This is a genomic window from Lacimonas salitolerans (assembly GCF_042677865.1).
GTDB classification, from domain to species: domain Bacteria; phylum Pseudomonadota; class Alphaproteobacteria; order Rhodobacterales; family Rhodobacteraceae; genus Lutimaribacter; species Lutimaribacter salitolerans.
Window position 1 is genome coordinate 1 of sequence record NZ_JBHUDD010000041.1, and the last position, 16726, is coordinate 16726.

Below are 16726 nucleotides of genomic sequence, written 5' to 3' on the forward strand. Positions count from 1 at the left end.
CAAGTCCGCCGACGAAATCCTCGCCTCCGTCAAAAGGTTCTGCCAGAAAACACTGGCAGGAACTTCAGATTCAGGTGACTAGGATATCGTTGACATTGTCATCCTTGAGCAGCGTTTCCAGCGGGCCAAGGCCGCGCACCTCGTCATACAGCTCCTGGTTCAGGGTGGTGCGATCCTCGCGGTTCAGCACGATGCCCTTTTCCGACAGCACCTCGGCGGCGATGGCGGAAATCTCGGCCTTGAGGTCGGTTTCGGTGGCCGCCTCGATCGCGCTGAGGTTGAGGTTGTCCAGAAGCGAGCGGTGCAGGTCCAGCTTGATCTCGCCCAACCGCTCCTTGCGCTTGCGCTCCTTGTCCATCGGTGCGGTCTGGGCCGGGGCCGTCTGCGCGGCCTTGCGCATCGAGGCCGGGGCGGGCGTGGGCGCCGGAGCGGCGGGTTTCGCCGCAGCCGCAGCTTTGGGCTGCGGAGCCTGCGCGGTTTCCGGACGGGCGGAGGCCGGGCCGGGGGCGTTCGGTTTCTTGTAGCGCGAAAACATCGGTTACGTCCTTACATCCATCATGCCACGTCCCTGGCTTCGCTCTGGCCCAGTTCATGCAGGGTCTGAGCCAGTTTCGCGATTTCCTTGCGCAGCGGGTTTTTCGGCGCGCTCTGGCCCAAAGGCTGGCCATGGTCGGCCCCCTGTGTCACCTGTCGGCCGCCATCGGGCATCAGCAGTTCGATCGAAATGCCAAGACTTTCGGCCATGCGCTTGACGCGGGACTTGCCGTTCAGATCGGTGAACTTGGGTGAACGGTTCAACGCAAAGCGGATCTTGTCGAATGGCATGTCCTCGGATTGCAGCAGCCGCTTGAACCGCAGCGTGTTCTGCGCCGAACGCATGTCCAGCTCGATCATCGCAAAATAGACATGCGCCATGCTCAGCGCGGTTTCGGTCCACTGCACCAGGGTGTGCGGCATGTCGATCACGACATAGTCGAAGTGATGGCGCGCCAGGTTTACGATGCGGCGGATATCTTCCGAGGTGACCAGATCCAGCGGGATCATGTCCGCCGGCGAAGTCAGAACCTGCACCGCCTCCTCGAACGCCACCATAGCGGCCTGAAAGCTTTCGCCGTCCATGGATTCGGTATCGCTCAGCAGTTCGAACACCGCCTCGCGGCGCGGCAGGTCAAGATAGGTGGCTGCCGAGCCATATTGCAGGTCGAGGTCCAGCAGGCAGACCTTGGGCGCGGTTTCACCCTTTTTCGCGACCTGCGACAGCTCCCATGCAAGGTTGACGGCCATGGTGGTGGCCCCGCAGCCGCCCGCCAGGCCATGAATGGCCAGCACGACGCCCTCGCGCGAGGTTCCGTTGGACTTGCGCGGGCGTGGCGTGGTCTCGGCCTCGGCAGCGGGATAGGGGGCTGGGGCAGGGGCGCGCAGCCGGTCGATGGCGGCCTGAAGTTCGTTCTCGGGCAGAGGGTAGGGGACGAACTCGTCGGCACCGTTGCGCAAAAGCTGATGCAATGCGGCGGGGCTGACATCTTCGGCGATCAGGATCACCTTGATGTTGTTGACTTTTGCATGGGTGATGATCTCACCCAGCATCACGAGGTGTTCCTCGTCGTCCGCATCAACGGCAAGCGCCACGAATTCAAGGCTTTCGGCCTCGGGCTGGCCAAAGAAGGCAAGCGCTTCGGAAAAACCAAGGTCGCCCCAGGTCTCGCCCATCGCGTTTTCCATATCCTCGATCAGCAAGTCGAAGTTCTGCACATCCCGGCTGATCGTACACGCCAGGATCGGACTAGACTCTGGCAGAAGTTGTGCATTGCTCGTCATTCGCCTCAGGTCCTTTTCCGTCGGTTCCGCCCGGCCTGATCTGGTGTCAGGCCTTGTTCGCAACCCAAGCCCGAGTCGTCGGGCGTCTTGATCGGTGTTGCGAAGATGCTTGAGAAAATGGGCGATATTGCGGCTAAAAAACCGAATTTGTGCGTTATCGTGCAACGATGGAAAAGGGCGGACTGAATGGATCAGCCCGCCCGGGAAGTTTGGTCTTGGGTGTTTGTCGTCTTGTTATTCGGTGCCGAAACCCGAGCCTTCAAGACCTGACAAACCGGTCTCTGCCGTCGCACTTGCGACATACTCGCGATAGATCACTTCGGCATATTTGCCATCCATCACGGTCGGGTGACGGCCGACGAAGCCAGATACCTCGGTTACGGTGCGGCGGTTGCGGCGTTCGCGCCCTTGCGTGACGACGAGCGGCTGCGTTTCGCCAAAGCTGACCACCGCCTCAAGCCGCGCGCGGCCGATGCCCTGGGTCGTCAGGTAACTGACCACCGACTGCGCCCGGCGCAGGCCCAGTTGCTTGTTGTACGCGGCAGACCCGACGGCATCGGTGTGACCATAGACGCGGAACCGCACCTCGGGGAACTGACGTATCCAGTCTGCCTGGCGGCGTAGTGTGGCCCGTGCGTCTTCATCCAGTTGCGCCGAATTGAACGCGAATGTCACCATCGATGGCACCTCGCGCGAAAAACGGTTCGACAGATCAACGACATAGTTGCGTTCGCCGTTGTGCATCTGGATGTTGTTCATGGTCGAGTTGCCGAAGTCGGCCTGATTGTCCATGATCCCCGCTTCGCGCCAGAAACTGGATTGCGACATCTGCTGTTCGCTACACGCGGTCAGGGCCACAAGGCCGGTAAGTGCGAGGTATCTGTACATCTGCCTTGTCCCCGATCAGTCCATCACATAGCCGTAAGAGCCATTGAAATCCTGCCTGGCGACTTCGCCGGCAGCCCCGTTCAACTGCCGCCTCGGCGCGCCTTCGGGGTTCTGCACGCGACCGTAAAGGAACAGATCCCTTTCGGAGGGCGGCTTGACCCGATCGGTCGGCAGGCTCAGCGCCTCGCCGCGCGTCGGCGTGACCAGATGGGCGGTGACGATGATCACCATTTCCGACTGCGAACGCTGGTATTCGGCGCTGCGGAACAGCGCACCAAGGACCGGAATATCGCCAAGCCACGGCACCTGACCGTTCAGATCGCGGAAGTCATCCGTCAACAGCCCGGCAATGGCAAAGCTTTCGCCGTCGCGCAGCTCGACCGTGGTCGAGGTCTCGCGCCGCTTGAAGGCATCGATCCTGAATGCGTTCAGTTCGATCCCGTTGGTCGGGTCGATGGACGAAACCGCCGCCTCAAGCTCGAGATTGATCAGCTTGTCATCCAGAACCCGCGGAATGAAGTTCAGCTCGATCCCGAAGGGTTTGAACTGCACCGTCACGCGACCGTCGGATTGCGACACCGGGACGGGATACTCGCCGCCTGCCAGGAACTTGGCCTCCTGCCCGGAGAGGGCTGTAAGGTTCGGTTCGGCCAGGGTCCGGATCATGCCCTTGCTTTCCAGTGCTTCCAGCAGCACGCCGACCTCGACCGAGCCGGCGTTGAAGCCGAACAGCATCGCGCCGTTCTGTTCACTGGTAGCGGGAATCGACCCTGTCAGCGAATTCTGCTGTGCGGGCCTGTTGTTGTTCGTGTTCGTGCCGCCAGAAACACCCAGGTCGCCGCCAAAGGTGCTGCCGTTCAGCGCCAGCGAGGCGCTGAGCGATTTCGACACGTTACGCTCCATCTCGGCGAACCGGACCTTGAGCATCACCTGCTGCACGCCGCCGACGCTCATCAGGTTGGAGACGCGTTCGGGGGCATACCGCTCGGCCAGGTCCAGCGCGCGCTGCATCTTCGCGGCACTCGATACAGTGCCTGACAGCACGATGCCGTCATTGGCGGTGCGCACATCGATCTTTTCGCCGGGCATGATCTGCCGGATACGCTCCTTGAACTCGGACACATCGGCGGCCACGCGGACATCGACATTCGTGATCAGCTGACCGCTGGCATCCAGAATGGTCAGCGTCGTAAGTCCCGGTGACTTGCCCAGCATGTAGATCGTGCGATCACTGAGCGACGTGATGTCCGCGATCGCGGGATTCGCGATGTTGATCTGCGAGAAGGGTACTTCGCTTTCCACCACGATGGCGCGATTCATCGGCACGCTGAGGAGCGAAGTGGTTCCGCGTTTGACCACGCGGACCGACTCGGCGGTTGCGGGCGTGACGTATACCATCGGCGCAGTGGCCAACGCAAAGCCTGCCACAACGGCCTTTACTAGCTTATCGATTTTCATGTGACCTGCCTCTCGATCACGCCTCGTTTACATGGCCTTTTTGACCTTATTGCGCATGACCATGCATGACTTTCGTTTTTATTGCAAGAATCAAGCCGTTCCACTCAATGGTTCATGTGGATAACTGGCAACAGGCACAAAAATCGGGGCGACGTGCATTTCCTGCACACCGCCCCGTTACATTCTGCCCTGCGGTTCAATTCGTGCAGGGAATCGGCATCTCGTCCACTTCGGCACCACGGCGGGTGCGGATGGTGCAGATCTTTTCCTTCTGCTCTTCCTCGACCACAGGCGCAGCGACCAGCCCCAGCAACTCGCGCTGATCCATCTCGATGCGGCCCACACGGTGTCATCCTCGGTGCCGACAAGCGCAAGCGTCAGGTTGCCGGTTGCCTGGGCCAGTGCAAGGCTTGCCACCTGTTCGGGGCGCACGGACACCGTGACGGTGCGGGCGATCGCAGCACCGGATACCTCGCTGTTGGCGGATTGGTCGATGGCGATGACGTTCACGCTGCTTTCAATAAGCTTGGTCACTTCACCGCGATTCTCGGTGTCGCGGCTGTTGGCGCGGTCCACCCGACCTGTCCAGTAGACGTCCACCCGATGACCCGGCATCAGAAAGCCTGATACGCCGCTGGCGACATCCACCTCGATCGTGAAGGCCCGCATGCCGCGTTCCAGCCGCGAGGTGATGCCCGCATCCTGGCCCGGTTCTGTCACCTTGAGGGACATCACCGCCTCGTCCTTTTCCATGCCGCGCAGCACGACACGAAGCTTGTCGGTGTTGTCGGGGAACAGGTCTTCCTGTTTGGTGAATGCGCCCTCGGGGATCGCATCTTCGGGCCAACGGACCTCGCGGACATCCTCGGGCTTGAGCATTTCACCGTACTTGAGCTGACGCTCGGCAACATAGACCGGCACGGTGCGGACCAACTGTTCCTTCATCGCATTCGCCTCGGCCAGTTTGACCTGATAGCTGGCGATGTAATTGTTGGCCATGTAGACGGCAAAACCGGCCAGGGCGAGGCCGGCGACCAACACCAATCCAAAAACCACTCGCATGCTGCTACCTCATTTGGTTGGGCCAGACGCCGGGGCGTCGTGACAGGGTTTCGCGGACATCTGTGACGCTCGGGCGAACCGGAGCCTTTCAGGGGTGCCGCCAACGGCAACACGACATCCACACGTCTTTAATTGTCTGCCTCGGCGGCGATCTTGTCCCCGACACTGGCGGAAAACAGGATTGTCTGTTCCTTTGCGCCGACATAGGCGAGGACAGCCAGGGCGACGACACCGCTGGTCAGCACCAACCAATCCACGGTGACCGCGCCGCGGTCGTCCTGCCAGAACCGTTTAACAAGGCCAATCATACTACCCTCCATGGGATCCCGTTCACTGTTGCAAACCTGACTGCGTGGGTGCTCGCAGTTGGACCTTCCACTCAGGTTTTCTGACCATTGCCATAGGATTGGGGCAAGAATTTGGTCATCTTGCAGCATAGTCGAGAAACGGTCTGGCGCACCGGGTGCAAGGGAAAGCCTGCTTTGCCTGCGCGCGCTCAAGTCATCTCCGGGTTCGCGGCGCAATGGGCAGATCGGAACACCGGTGAACACTCTTTTGGGTATCAAGGTTAAAAATACCGGTGGATGCGAAAGGGACGCTTGCGTCTGCAAGCGGCCCNTCGACAGCTTCGATGTCTGCGGCGAGCGAAGTGGACAGGTTGGTGACGCCGGTGTCGATCAGGGCGAAGGCAGCGATGGCCAGGCCCACGACGGCTGCGGTCAGCACAACCCAGTCAACAGTCACGGCGCCGTTTTCGTCGTTGCGGAAGTTCTTGATAAAGTTCATCATTGTCGTCTCTCCAAAGGATGATAAATCTCAGGTTCGTAACCGAAGCTTTGACCTGTGTGGACCGTTCTCTCTGTTTGGTCCGTCGCCGCCTTGGTATGACGCTAATTAGCCAGTGAAATCAGGCACGACTTGGGCGCAAATCTGGCGAAACTGCAAAATCTGAAGTTTTCGTTAGTAAAAAGTGTAACCTTCTGTAATTTATAATAAAAATATTCCAAAAAATTCGGTGCTGGCTGCCAAACCCATCATCGCGTCGGCCCTTGATCTCGCAAACCGCGCAAGAAACTGGCTATTTTGACCGCGATTCGTTAAGAATCGTTGCAACGAGCAGAGAAAAAAACAGGTCCGAACCCATGCGGCGCATCTTGTCATACGCCCTGATCCTGCTGATGGCAGGAACATTGCCCGCGTTGGCCCAAGAGCCGCCGCCATTTCAGGATTTCACCTTCAAGAAGGTGACGCCGCCCAAAAAAGGCGAACGCCCCAAATTCCCGCAGATCGAACCGCAGCCCCGGCGCGCCGCCAGCCCGGCCCCCGAGGCGACCCCAACCACTCCACCGCAAAGCCGCTATGGCTGGTTCTGGGACAGCGTTTCACCAGGGATGGACGACATGGGGCCCGCGCGACTGGAAACCGTGCTGAACAAGCTGGCCAACCCGCCGCAAGGGCAGGGTGTGGCCGCGCCGCGATTGTCCGATATGCTGACCATTGCGCGCGATCAAAAGACCCCGCTGCTGCTGAACACGGTCGGCACCGGCGTGTCGCCCGCGCTGGTGCTGGCGGTGATCTCGATCGAATCGGGCGGACGCATCGCCGCCACCAGCAGCGCAGGGGCGCAGGGGCTGATGCAGTTGATCCCCGCCACCGCCGCAAGGTTCGGCGTTACCGACAGCATGGACCCGCATCAGAACATCAAGGGCGGCGTCGCATATCTGGACTGGCTGTTGAAAGAGTTCGAAGGCGACGCGATCCTGGCGCTGGCGGCCTATAACGCGGGCGAGAACGCGGTAAGGCGGCACAACGGCGTGCCCCCCTATGCCGAAACACGCGACTATGTGCCCAAGGTGCTGGCCGCCTTTGCCGTGGCGCGCGCGCTGTGCAAGACGCCGCCGGAATTGGTTTCAGACGGGTGCGTGTTCGAATTCGGTAGCTGATACAACTGAAAAGGCCCGCACAGAAATGGCGGGCCTTTCTCGTTTCCTTGCAAAGCGCAGATCAGGCGACAATCGCCGCCTGTGTTGCGGCCTTGAGCTCATCCTCGGTCACGCCGGGGGCGGTTTCAACGATGCGCAGCCCGCCGTCCACCACGTCCAGCACGCCCAGGTTCGTGATGATGCGGTCGACCACTGCCTTGCCGGTCAGCGGCAGGGTGCACTCCTCGAGCACCTTGGACTCACCCGCCTTGTTGGTGTGATCCATCACCACGATCACGCGCCCGACGCCCGCGACCAGGTCCATGGCCCCCCCCATGCCCTTGACCAGCTTGCCGGGAATCATCCAGTTGGCCAGATCGCCGTTTTCCGACACTTCCATCGCACCCAGGATGGCCATCGCGATCTTGCCACCCCGGATCATGCCAAAACTCGTGGCGCTATCGAAATAGACCGAGTGGGGCAGTTCGGTGATCGTCTGCTTGCCGGCGTTGATCAGGTCGGGGTCTTCATCGCCCTCATACGGAAACGGCCCCATGCCCAGCATGCCGTTTTCCGATTGCAGCGTCACCTCGACGCCGTCGGGGATGTAGTTGGACACCAGCGTCGGAATCCCGATGCCGAGGTTCACATACATCCCGTCTTCCAGTTCCTGCGCGGCGCGTGCCGCCATGTCGTTGCGATCCCAAGGCATATGCGTGTCCCTTTTGTTACCTGTGATCCGTGAAACCCACCGGCACATCGATCAGAACGACCGTCCCGGCAGCCCCGCGGGCCACGTTTATCGTCGCGTCCAGCCCGTTCAGAAGCTGGGTTATCAATTGCCCGCCCATCGTGGACTGGTTGGGCCAGTTGGCCGAGGCGGGAATGCCCACGCCATCGTCGGATACCATGATCCGCAGGCCGCCCGCGGCCAGTTTCGTCACCCGAAGCTCGACAAAGCCTTGCTGCATGCCGTCAAAGGCGTGGCGAAAGGCGTTCGACAGCACCTCGCAAGTCACCAACCCGATGCGGGTTGCGGATTCGAGGTTGACCTCGATCGGCTCGACCGACTGGTTGAACCGGATCCCGACGCGGCCCTCGTGAAACGAGATCGCGTTGGCGATGCGGCTCAGCAAGCTGCCCAGATCTATGAACCCGTCGTTCACGCGCCGGTCTGACAGGCGCATTTCCTCGTAGACCAGTTGCAGGCATTCCAGCCGCCGGGGCAGGGCCTCGACCTCGTGGGCCAGCCCCCGGGCATCCTTGCCTTGCAGTCGCTGCAGGCTGGACAGGATGATCGAAAGATCCTGTTCGACCCGCCCGCGCACCACGTCAAGATGCGCATCCTCGATCTGGTTGTCGGCGACACGATCGCCCGGCACCAGTTCCTTCTGGATGCCCAGGAAATAGATCGGCTTGCCGTCATCATTCAGGATCGGCGTTATCGTCAACTGGTTGCGGAACGAGGTACCATCGGCGCGGTAGTTCAGGATATCGACCGTGACGTCGCGCGCGTTCTCCATGGCGCTGCGCAGCCGGTCGACATCGCGCTTGTCGGTCCGCTCGCCCTGCAGGAACCGGCAGTTGCGCCCGATCACCGACGAGCGGTTATAGCCGGTCGTCCGTTCGAACGCGTCGTTGACATAGATGATGGGATTGTCGTCCATCGCCGGATTCGTGATCAGCATCGCGATGCTCAATCGGGAGAATCCGATCAGCACCTCGCTGTCGCCCAGAATCATGCTCATTTGTTCGTCATGCACGGCGGCACCCCCCGTCACGCTGCCGGGCGGGGGCGGGTCGTGCGCTGTTCGATGCGTTTCTCGTGCGTGCCCTGAATGATCCGGTGCACGTAGATGCCGGGCAGGTGGATCGAATCCGCGTCCAACTGGCCCGGCTCGACGATCTCTTCGACCTCGAGCACACAGATGCGGCCGCACATCGCGGCAGGCGGGTTGAAGTTGCGCGCGGTCTTGCGAAACACCGCGTTGCCGGTGGTGTCGGCCTTCCACGCCTTGACGATGGCCAGATCGGCAAAGATCGCACGTTCCAGGATGTAATCCTGACCGTCGAACTCTTTGACCTCCTTGCTCTCGGCGATCTGGGTGCCGACGCCGGTCTTGGTGTAGAAGCCGGGAATACCCGCACCGCCGGCGCGCATCCGCTCGGCCAGAGTGCCCTGCGGGTTGAACTCCAGCTCCAGCTCGCCCGACAGATACTGGCGCATGAACTCGGCGTTTTCACCGACATACGACGCCATCATCTTCTTGACCTGACGGCTTTCCAGCAGTTTGCCCAGCCCGAACCCGTCGACGCCGGCATTGTTCGATGCCACGGTCAGGTTCTGCACGCTGCTGTCCACGATCGCATCGATCAGCAGTTCGGGGATGCCGCACAGGCCGAATCCACCTGCCGCGATCAACATGCCGTCGCTCAGCACGCCATCCAGCGCTTCCGATGCAGAGTTGTAGACTTTTTTCATGGGTGTCCCCCTCAAACCGGTTTTCCTTGGTCTTGCCGGGTGAGGGGGGCAGAGTCAACGCATCCCAACGTAAGGGGTGCAAAAATGCGGAGTCGAAAACTCCGCTGAAATCAGAGTATCCGCACCTGCGTGCCGACCGGCGCGCGGCCGAACAGGTCTTCGATCAGGTGGTTGTACAGCCCGATGCAGCCATCCGACGAGCGCCGCCCGATCTTGCGCGTGTCATGGGTGCCGTGGATCAGATAGGCGGGCCAGGACAGGTACATTGCATGGGTGCCCAGCGGATTGTCGGGGCCGGGCGGCATGTATTGCACATCCATCCCGCGGTCGATCATGCTTTGGGTCGGGGTCCAGTCGGGGCCGACCTTCTTGCGCACGATCTCGGTATAGCCACGCTTGGTCAGCTCGTCGCTCATCGGGACCGAGGTGGGATAGACGCGGTAGTCGCTGCCGTCCTCGTTCCAGAAATGCAGCGCCCGCGAAGTCGTATCGGCCACGATCGCGCCCTTGCCAAGGGTGTCGAAATGGTCGCGCCAGTCCTGCGCCACAAAGCTGGAGGTGTTGCGCCGAACACCGGGCTGGCCCTGCCGCTCTTCGTCCAGTGTCTGCGCGCGCAGCAGCGCCGGGGTAAAGAGAGCGGCACCGCCTGCCAACAGCAGCGCGCGCCGATTGAAGAATGGTTTTGTCATGATCTCTGCCTGTTATGCGTGTTTACGCATGTGTCTGCTACAGGCCCTGAAAAGGCCAATCAAGCCTGCTCACACACGCGTGTACGTGTCAGGCCTTTTTGGCGGTCTTTGTCTCGGCGGGCTTTTTCGCGGGCGTTTTCCTGGCCGCCGGCTTTTTCTCTGCCGGTTTCTTGGTCGCGGCCTTCTTGGCGGGGGCTTTCTTGGCCGGAGCCTTCTTGGCTGTCTTTTCGGCGATCAGCGACAGAGCCACGTCCATCGTCACATCCTGTGCCTCGGTCTCCTTTGGCAGGGTCGCGTTTACCTTGCCCCATTTGACATAGGCGCCATACCGCCCGTCCATCACGTTGACCGGCCCGCCCTCGGTCGGGTGTTCGCCCAGTTCCTTGAGCGGCTTGGCACCCGCGCCACGCCCGCGCCCGCCCGGGTTGGCGCGCTTTTCGGCCAGCAGTTCGACCGCGCGGTTCATGCCCATTTCGAACACGTCTGCGGGGTCTTTCAGATTGGCATAGACCGGTTTCGCATCCTCCGGTCCCTGATGCATGACATAGGGGCCAAAGCGGCCAAAATTGGTCTTGATCGCGCCGCCCTCGGGATGATCGCCCACGATGCGCGGCAACGACAGCAGGGTCAGCGCCTTTTCCAGCGTCATCTCATCCGCCTGCCAGCCTTTGGGCAGGCTGGCGCGGTCGGGTTTCTTGTTCTCTTCGGTCACCTCGCCGCGCTGCACGTAAGGCCCGAACCGGCCCGAACGCAGCGAGATTTCGTTGCCCTGCTCATCCTCGCCCAGCACTCGGTCGCCCGCCTCGGCGGCATCGCCGCCGATGGGGCGGGTGTAGCGGCATTCGGGATAGCGCGAACAGCCGACGAATCCGCCCGAGCGCGAGGTTTTCAGATGCAGGCTGCCATCGCCGCACAGCGGACAGGCGCGCGGATCGGTGCCATCCTCGCGCGGCGGATAGAGCTGCGGCGCAAGCGCGGCATCCAGCACATCCAGCACCTCGGAAATCCGCAGATCCGAGGTTTCGGAAATCGCGGCGGAAAAGTCGCGCCAGAAGCGGCTCAGCAATTCCTTGTAATCCGCCTCGCCCGCGCTCACCTCGTCCAGTTCGTTCTCCAGCGCGGCGGTAAAGTCATACTCCACGTAGCGGCGGAAGAAGTTGGTCAGGAACACGGTCACGATCCGGCCCTTGTCCTCGGGGATCAGGCGGTTCTGTTCCTTGCGGACATATTCGCGGTCCTGGATCGTGGTGACGATGCTGGCATAGGTCGAAGGGCGACCGATGCCCAGTTCTTCCATCTTCTTGACCAGCGTCGCCTCGGTATAGCGCGGCGGCGGCTGGGTGAAATGCTGCTCGGGCGTGACGCTGCGCTTGGCCGTGGCGTCGCCCTCGGCGATCTGGGGCAGGCGCTTGTCGTCGTCATCCACGACCTCGTCGCGGCCTTCCTCGTAGACGCGCAGGAACCCGTCGAACAACACAACCTGACCGGTGGCGCGCAGGCCAACCTGGCCATCGGCGCTGGCGATCTCGACCGTGGTGCGCTCCATCCGGGCGGCCTCCATCTGGCAGGCGATGGTGCGCTTCCAGATCAGGTCATACATCCGGCGCTGATCGGTATCGGTCAGTTTCAGGGCGGGTGCATCCTTGGTCATGTCCGTGGGACGGATGCATTCATGCGCTTCCTGCGCGTTTTTCGCCTTGTTCTTGTACATGCGCGGGCTGTCGGGCACGTACTCGGGACCGTAGCGGTCCTTGATCGCGTCCCGGGTCGCGTGCACCGCCTCGGGCGACATGTCGATGCCGTCGGTCCGCATGTAGGTGATATGCCCGGCCTCATACAGGCGCTGCGCCGCGTTCATGCACTGCTTGGCACCCATGCCGAACTTGCGGCTGGCCTCTTGCTGCAGGGTCGATGTCATGAAGGGCGCGCTGGGGTTGCGGCTGGCCGGTTTCGCCTCGACCGAGGCCACGCGCAAATCGCGGCTGTTGATCGCCTGCACCGCCATTTCGGCCTGTGTTTCGTTGGCCAGGTCGTACTTGTCCACCTTCTTGCCGGCCAGCGTGGTCAGCCGCGCCTCGAATTCCTGACCGCGCGGCGTGGCCAGCAGCGCCTTGACCGACCAGTATTCGCGCGCCTTGAAGGCCTCGATCTCGATCTCGCGCTCGACGATCAGCCGCAGGCAGACAGATTGCACCCGCCCGGCCGATTTGGCGCCGGGCAGCTTGCGCCACAGCACCGGCGACAGGTTGAAGCCCACAAGGTAGTCCAGCGCGCGGCGGGCCAGATAGGCCTCGACCAGCGGCGCGTCGATGTCGCGCGGATTGGCCATCGCCTCGGTCACGGCGGCCTGAGTGATGGCGTTGAAGGTGACGCGGCTGACCGCGGTGTCCTTCTTGATGGCGCGACGCTTGGTCAATGCCTCTTTCAGGTGCCAGCTGATCGCCTCGCCCTCGCGGTCGGGGTCAGTGGCGAGGATCAGCGAATTGTCGGATTTCAGGGCTTCGGCGATCGCGCGGACGTGTTTGGCGCTGTCGGTGCCGACCTCCCATTTCATGTCGAAATCATGCTCGGTATCGACCGAACCATCCTTGGGCGGAAGGTCACGCACATGGCCATACGAGGCCAGAACCGTGTATCCCGTGCCCAGATATTTGTTGATTGTCTTGGCCTTGGCAGGGGATTCGACAACAACGACGGGCATCAGGATTCCTTTCGACTCGGCACAGGGCGTGTGGCGGCGGACCATGTGGCGTGTCGGTGTTGTTTGTCAATGCGCCGAATTTGGATGCCAGGCCCGGCGCGGGTTCCGGCCGGTGCGATTGCGGCCAACCGGGTCGCGCCAAATGATGCGCCGTCGGTGCGGTGTGGCAGGGCAGAGCAGTCCGGCAGGCGGGGTGGATCAGGTGGGCCGCCTAGTTGATCCGCGCCAGCAGCCCGCCGGGTTGGCGCACGATGCGGCCATCCAGTTCCAGATCGGTCAGCACCGGAGCCACGGCCTGTGCGGGGGCGCGCAGATCGCGGATCAGTTGATCCTCGGCCAGTGGCGACGGGCCCAGCCGTTCCAGGATCAGGCTGTGCAGGGCGGCGGTTTCGCGCAGGTCGCGCCTTTCGGGCGGGGGGGGCGGTATGTCGGCCAGCGCCAGTTCGGGCTGCGCGGGAGGCGACGCAGGCGCGGCTGCACGCGGCAGCGCCTCGGTCACATCCTCGGCGTTGCGGATCAGGGTGGCCCCGTCGCGGATCAGCATGTTGCAGCCAGCGGCGCGGGCGTCAAAGGGATGGCCGGGCACTGCCATCACCTCGCGCCCCTGATCCAGCGCATCGCGGGCGGTGATCAGGCTGCCGGATTTCGCCGCCGCCTCGACCACCACGACAGCGCGCGCAAGGCCCGAGATCAGGCGGTTGCGGCGCGGGAAATGGCGCGCCTGCGGCACCGTGCCGATGGGTTGTTCGGACAGGCGCAGACCCTTTTTGGCGATGTTTTCGGCCAGTTGCGTGTTTTCTGCCGGATAGACCACATCGACACCGCCCGCCATGATGGCGATGGTGCCAGTGTCCAGCGTGGCCAGATGGGCGGCGGTGTCGATGCCGCGCGCCAGACCCGAGACGATGACAAACCCCTGTTTGGCAAGGTCTATCGCCAGCGCGCGGGCCATCCGCGTGCCCAGGGACGATGCGTTGCGCGCGCCCACCATTGCGATGCGGTCGCGGGCCAGCAGGGTAGTGTCACCCGTCGCCCACAGGATCGGGGGTGCGTCGGGCAGATCAAGCAGGTCTGCGGGATACGCGGCCTCGCCCACGCAGATCATCTGCGCGCCCATGCTGCGTCCTCGGCGCAGTTCGGCCAATGCCACCTCGGGCGGGCAGGGCGTGTAATCGTCGATCCCCGCATCGCGGGCGATACCGGGCAGGGCGTCAAGCGCGCCCTGCACCGATCCGTGGGTCTGCATCAGCCGGTAGAAGGTCGTTGGACCGACCCGGCGTGAGCGCAAGAGGCGAAGCCACGACACCCGCTCATCTTCCGTGGTGGGTGGGAGTGGGGGGTGAGTGGAAGGATGAAACTCGTCTGGCATCGCGACCTCGCCGTCTTACAGAATCATGTCTAGCGCAGGGGTGGTTAATGGCGGGTAAACCGAACTCGGGCGCGTCCTTTGACATGCAGGGGCGGCATGGTAGCCATAAGGCATTGACACAGAAAAGGAGCCGTCATGACAGCAGCCAGACACCCCACCCGAATCCTGAGCGCGATCGCGGTCGCCGTCTGCGTTGCCTTGCCCGCGCAGCTGGCCGCGCAAGAGGTGATCGGCGAAATCCGCGTCACCCTGGATGGGGAGGACCGCGTGTGGCAGACCCTGCGCAGCACCGACCCTTCGGTCAGTTTCAACACGGGCGTCACCGAATACGGGCCGATGCGCGACATCACCATTCAGGGGTACCGCGAAGGCGGGTCCTACACGCGCGACGTTTTCGTGATCTCGCTGGCGCTGATGGGGGATGGCGGGATGGTGGACCAGACGGTGATGCACGTGCCCGAGCGCATGTCGCAAAGCTGGATGAACGCCGACGATGAAACGCTGGTCACGATCGAGCATATCGACGACGGTTCCATCCGCGGCACGCTGTCGGGGCGGATCTGCTTCAAGGACGGGATGATGACGCCGGTGGATACCGACGATTGCCTCCCGGTCGAAGGCACGTTCGAAACCAGCCTGCCTCAGGAAGAGTAGGGGCCAGGGCCTAGCCGCCCGAGCCGCCCACGGTCAGCCCGCCGATCATGACAGTGGGCTGGCCCACGCCAACCGGCACCCATTGCCCGGCCTTGCCGCAATTGCCCATGCCGGGGTCCAGCGCCATGTCGTTGCCAAGCGCGCGGATCTGTTGCAGCGCGGTCGCCCCGTCGCCGATCAGGGTCGCTCCCTTGACCGGGGCTCCGATCTTGCCGTTCTTCACGCGATACGCCTCGGTGCAGGAAAACACGAACTTGCCGTTGGTGATATCGACCTGCCCGCCGCCAAAGCCCACGGCATAGATCCCGTCCTTGAGGTCGGCCACGATGTCGCCGGGGCTGGCATCGCCGCCCAGCATGTAGGTGTTGGTCATGCGCGGCATCGGGATATGCGCATAGCTTTCGCGCCGCCCGTTTCCGGTGGGCTCGACCCCCATCAGTCGCGCGTTCTGACGATCCTGCATGAAGCCCACGAGGATGCCGTCCTCGATCAGCACGTTCCTGCGGCTGGGAGTGCCTTCGTCGTCAAAGGTGATGCTGCCGCGCCGGTCGGGGATGGTGCCATCGTCCAGAACGGTGACGCCGGGGGCGGCCACCCGCTGACCCAGCAGCCCGGCAAAGGCCGATGTGCCCTTGCGGTTGAAATCCCCCTCCAGCCCGTGGCCCACCGCCTCGTGCAGCAGGATGCCGGGCCAGCCGGGGCCAAGAACCACATCCATCACCCCGGCGGGTGCGGGGTCGGCGCGCAGGTTGACCAGCGCGATGCGCAGCGCCTCGGTCGCCTTGGCCTGCCAGTCGGCGGGGTCCAGCAGGCCGTCCAGCCCGACGCGCCCGCCACCCCCGGCGGTGCCGGATTCGCGGCGGTCCTGATCCTCGACGATGACGCTGACATTGACGCGGGTCATCGGGCGCACATCGCGCATGTGCTGGCCGTCGGGGCGCAGGATCTCGACCTCTTGAAGGGACGCGGCGATGGTGGCCGTCACCTGCACCACGCGGCTGTCCAACTCGCGGGCAAAGGCGTCGATGGCCCGCAGAGTGTCCAGTTTCACCGGAAACTCGACGCCCCCGATCGGGTCGGCATCGGTGTACAGGTGTCGATTGGTGGCTTGCGGCCCGGCGGCCAGCGTGCCGCCGCCATCGCCCACCGCCAGCCGGGCGGTGGCCACGGCACGGGTCAGCGCGGCCTCGGAGATTTCGGACGAATGGGCGTATCCTGCCACCTCGCCGCGCACGGCGCGCAGCCCGAACCCTTCGGAGGCGTCATAGCTGGCGGTCTTCACCCGGCCATCGTCGAACACCAACGCCTCGGAGCGGCGACGCTCCAGGAAAATCTCGCCATCATCGGCCCCGGCGGTGGCCTGCTGCAACTGATGCAGGGCGCGGTCGCGGTCCAGCAGGGTGTCAAAGGGGCGAAAATCGGACTGGGTGGGACTTTGGGCCATGGGCTGATGCCTTTCTCGTTCGTCGGGGCCGACCGACAAGGCCACCCCACTGCCGACATATATAATGTGTCGTACCCGGCTGCCACCACCGACGCCAGCGAGCAGCCAAGGCAGATCATATGCAATTTTGCTGTTTTGAGTGCTTGTGGGGCCTGCCCCAATTGATCTATGTCAAAAAAGCGTCTGTTTGCCGCAACTGAATATGTTGTCCGACGTGGCATATTGTGGTTTGTGGCGGC

At 62.9% G+C, this 16726-nt stretch carries 13 protein-coding genes and 2 pseudogenes; 2 read left to right on the forward strand and 13 right to left on the reverse strand.

From position 1 onward, the window contains the following. Positions 1-76: 76 nt before the first annotated feature. The 6 genes and pseudogenes from ACFTOW_RS05430 to ACFTOW_RS05455 form a co-directional block, all read right to left on the reverse strand. Positions 77-535: pseudogene (locus ACFTOW_RS05430) on the reverse strand (CpaF family protein); the annotation flags it as partial. Positions 536-555: 20 nt separating this feature from the next. Beyond that, positions 556-1818, reverse strand: coding sequence for an AAA family ATPase (locus ACFTOW_RS05435; RefSeq protein WP_379913861.1), 1263 nt, complete (start codon positions 1816-1818; stop codon positions 556-558). Between the two features lie 234 nt (positions 1819-2052). Further along, positions 2053-2706 (reverse strand): OmpA family protein, encoded by a 654-nt coding sequence (locus ACFTOW_RS05440; RefSeq protein ID WP_379913863.1) that lies wholly within the window; start codon positions 2704-2706, stop codon positions 2053-2055. A gap of 15 nt (positions 2707-2721) precedes the next feature. Further along, the gene (locus ACFTOW_RS05445; protein WP_379913865.1) at positions 2722-4164 is read right to left on the reverse strand and encodes a type II and III secretion system protein family protein; all 1443 of its coding nucleotides are present in this window, start codon (positions 4162-4164) and stop codon (positions 2722-2724) included. 196 nt (positions 4165-4360) lie between these two features. Further along, a pseudogene (gene cpaB / locus ACFTOW_RS05450) lies at positions 4361-5226 on the reverse strand (Flp pilus assembly protein CpaB). Positions 5227-5354: 128 nt separating this feature from the next. Continuing rightward, positions 5355-5534 carry a hypothetical protein gene (locus ACFTOW_RS05455; protein WP_379913867.1) on the reverse strand — a complete coding sequence of 60 codons (180 nt, stop codon included), beginning with the start codon at positions 5532-5534 and terminating at the stop codon, positions 5355-5357. A gap of 834 nt (positions 5535-6368) precedes the next feature. Between ACFTOW_RS05455 and ACFTOW_RS05460 the strand changes: the two genes are divergently transcribed. Then, positions 6369-7169, forward strand: coding sequence for a lytic transglycosylase domain-containing protein (locus ACFTOW_RS05460; protein WP_379913869.1), 801 nt, complete (start codon positions 6369-6371; stop codon positions 7167-7169). A gap of 61 nt (positions 7170-7230) precedes the next feature. Here the strand turns inward: ACFTOW_RS05460 and ACFTOW_RS05465 are convergent, their stop codons facing one another. The 6 genes from ACFTOW_RS05465 to dprA all read right to left on the reverse strand — a co-directional run bounded on the left by ACFTOW_RS05465 (position 7231) and on the right by dprA (position 14389). After that, a complete protein-coding gene (locus ACFTOW_RS05465; RefSeq protein WP_379913871.1) occupies positions 7231-7860 on the reverse strand; it encodes a CoA transferase subunit B in 630 nt (209 codons plus the stop codon). Between the two features lie 16 nt (positions 7861-7876). Continuing rightward, positions 7877-8896 carry a PAS domain-containing protein gene (locus tag ACFTOW_RS05470; RefSeq protein ID WP_379913873.1) on the reverse strand — a complete coding sequence of 340 codons (1020 nt, stop codon included), beginning with the start codon at positions 8894-8896 and terminating at the stop codon, positions 7877-7879. Positions 8897-8925: 29 nt separating this feature from the next. Further along, positions 8926-9630 (reverse strand): CoA transferase subunit A, encoded by a 705-nt coding sequence (locus tag ACFTOW_RS05475; RefSeq protein WP_379913875.1) that lies wholly within the window; start codon positions 9628-9630, stop codon positions 8926-8928. Between the two features lie 110 nt (positions 9631-9740). Continuing rightward, positions 9741-10319 (reverse strand): L,D-transpeptidase, encoded by a 579-nt coding sequence (locus ACFTOW_RS05480; protein ID WP_379913877.1) that lies wholly within the window; start codon positions 10317-10319, stop codon positions 9741-9743. Between the two features lie 88 nt (positions 10320-10407). After that, the gene (gene topA / locus ACFTOW_RS05485; RefSeq protein ID WP_379913879.1) at positions 10408-13020 is read right to left on the reverse strand and encodes a type I DNA topoisomerase; all 2613 of its coding nucleotides are present in this window, start codon (positions 13018-13020) and stop codon (positions 10408-10410) included. A gap of 211 nt (positions 13021-13231) precedes the next feature. Further along, complete coding sequence (gene dprA / locus ACFTOW_RS05490) at positions 13232-14389, reverse strand: DNA-processing protein DprA (protein WP_379913881.1); 1158 nt, start codon at positions 14387-14389, stop codon at positions 13232-13234. Between the two features lie 135 nt (positions 14390-14524). Here dprA and ACFTOW_RS05495 point away from each other — a divergent pair, with 135 nt between their 5' ends. Beyond that, complete coding sequence (locus tag ACFTOW_RS05495) at positions 14525-15043, forward strand: hypothetical protein (protein WP_379913884.1); 519 nt, start codon at positions 14525-14527, stop codon at positions 15041-15043. A 10-nt stretch (positions 15044-15053) separates the two neighbouring features. On the opposite strand, the gene tldD is transcribed toward ACFTOW_RS05495, so the two are convergent. Continuing rightward, positions 15054-16487 carry a metalloprotease TldD gene (gene tldD, locus ACFTOW_RS05500; RefSeq protein WP_379913886.1) on the reverse strand — a complete coding sequence of 478 codons (1434 nt, stop codon included), beginning with the start codon at positions 16485-16487 and terminating at the stop codon, positions 15054-15056. Positions 16488-16726 lie beyond the last annotated feature (239 nt).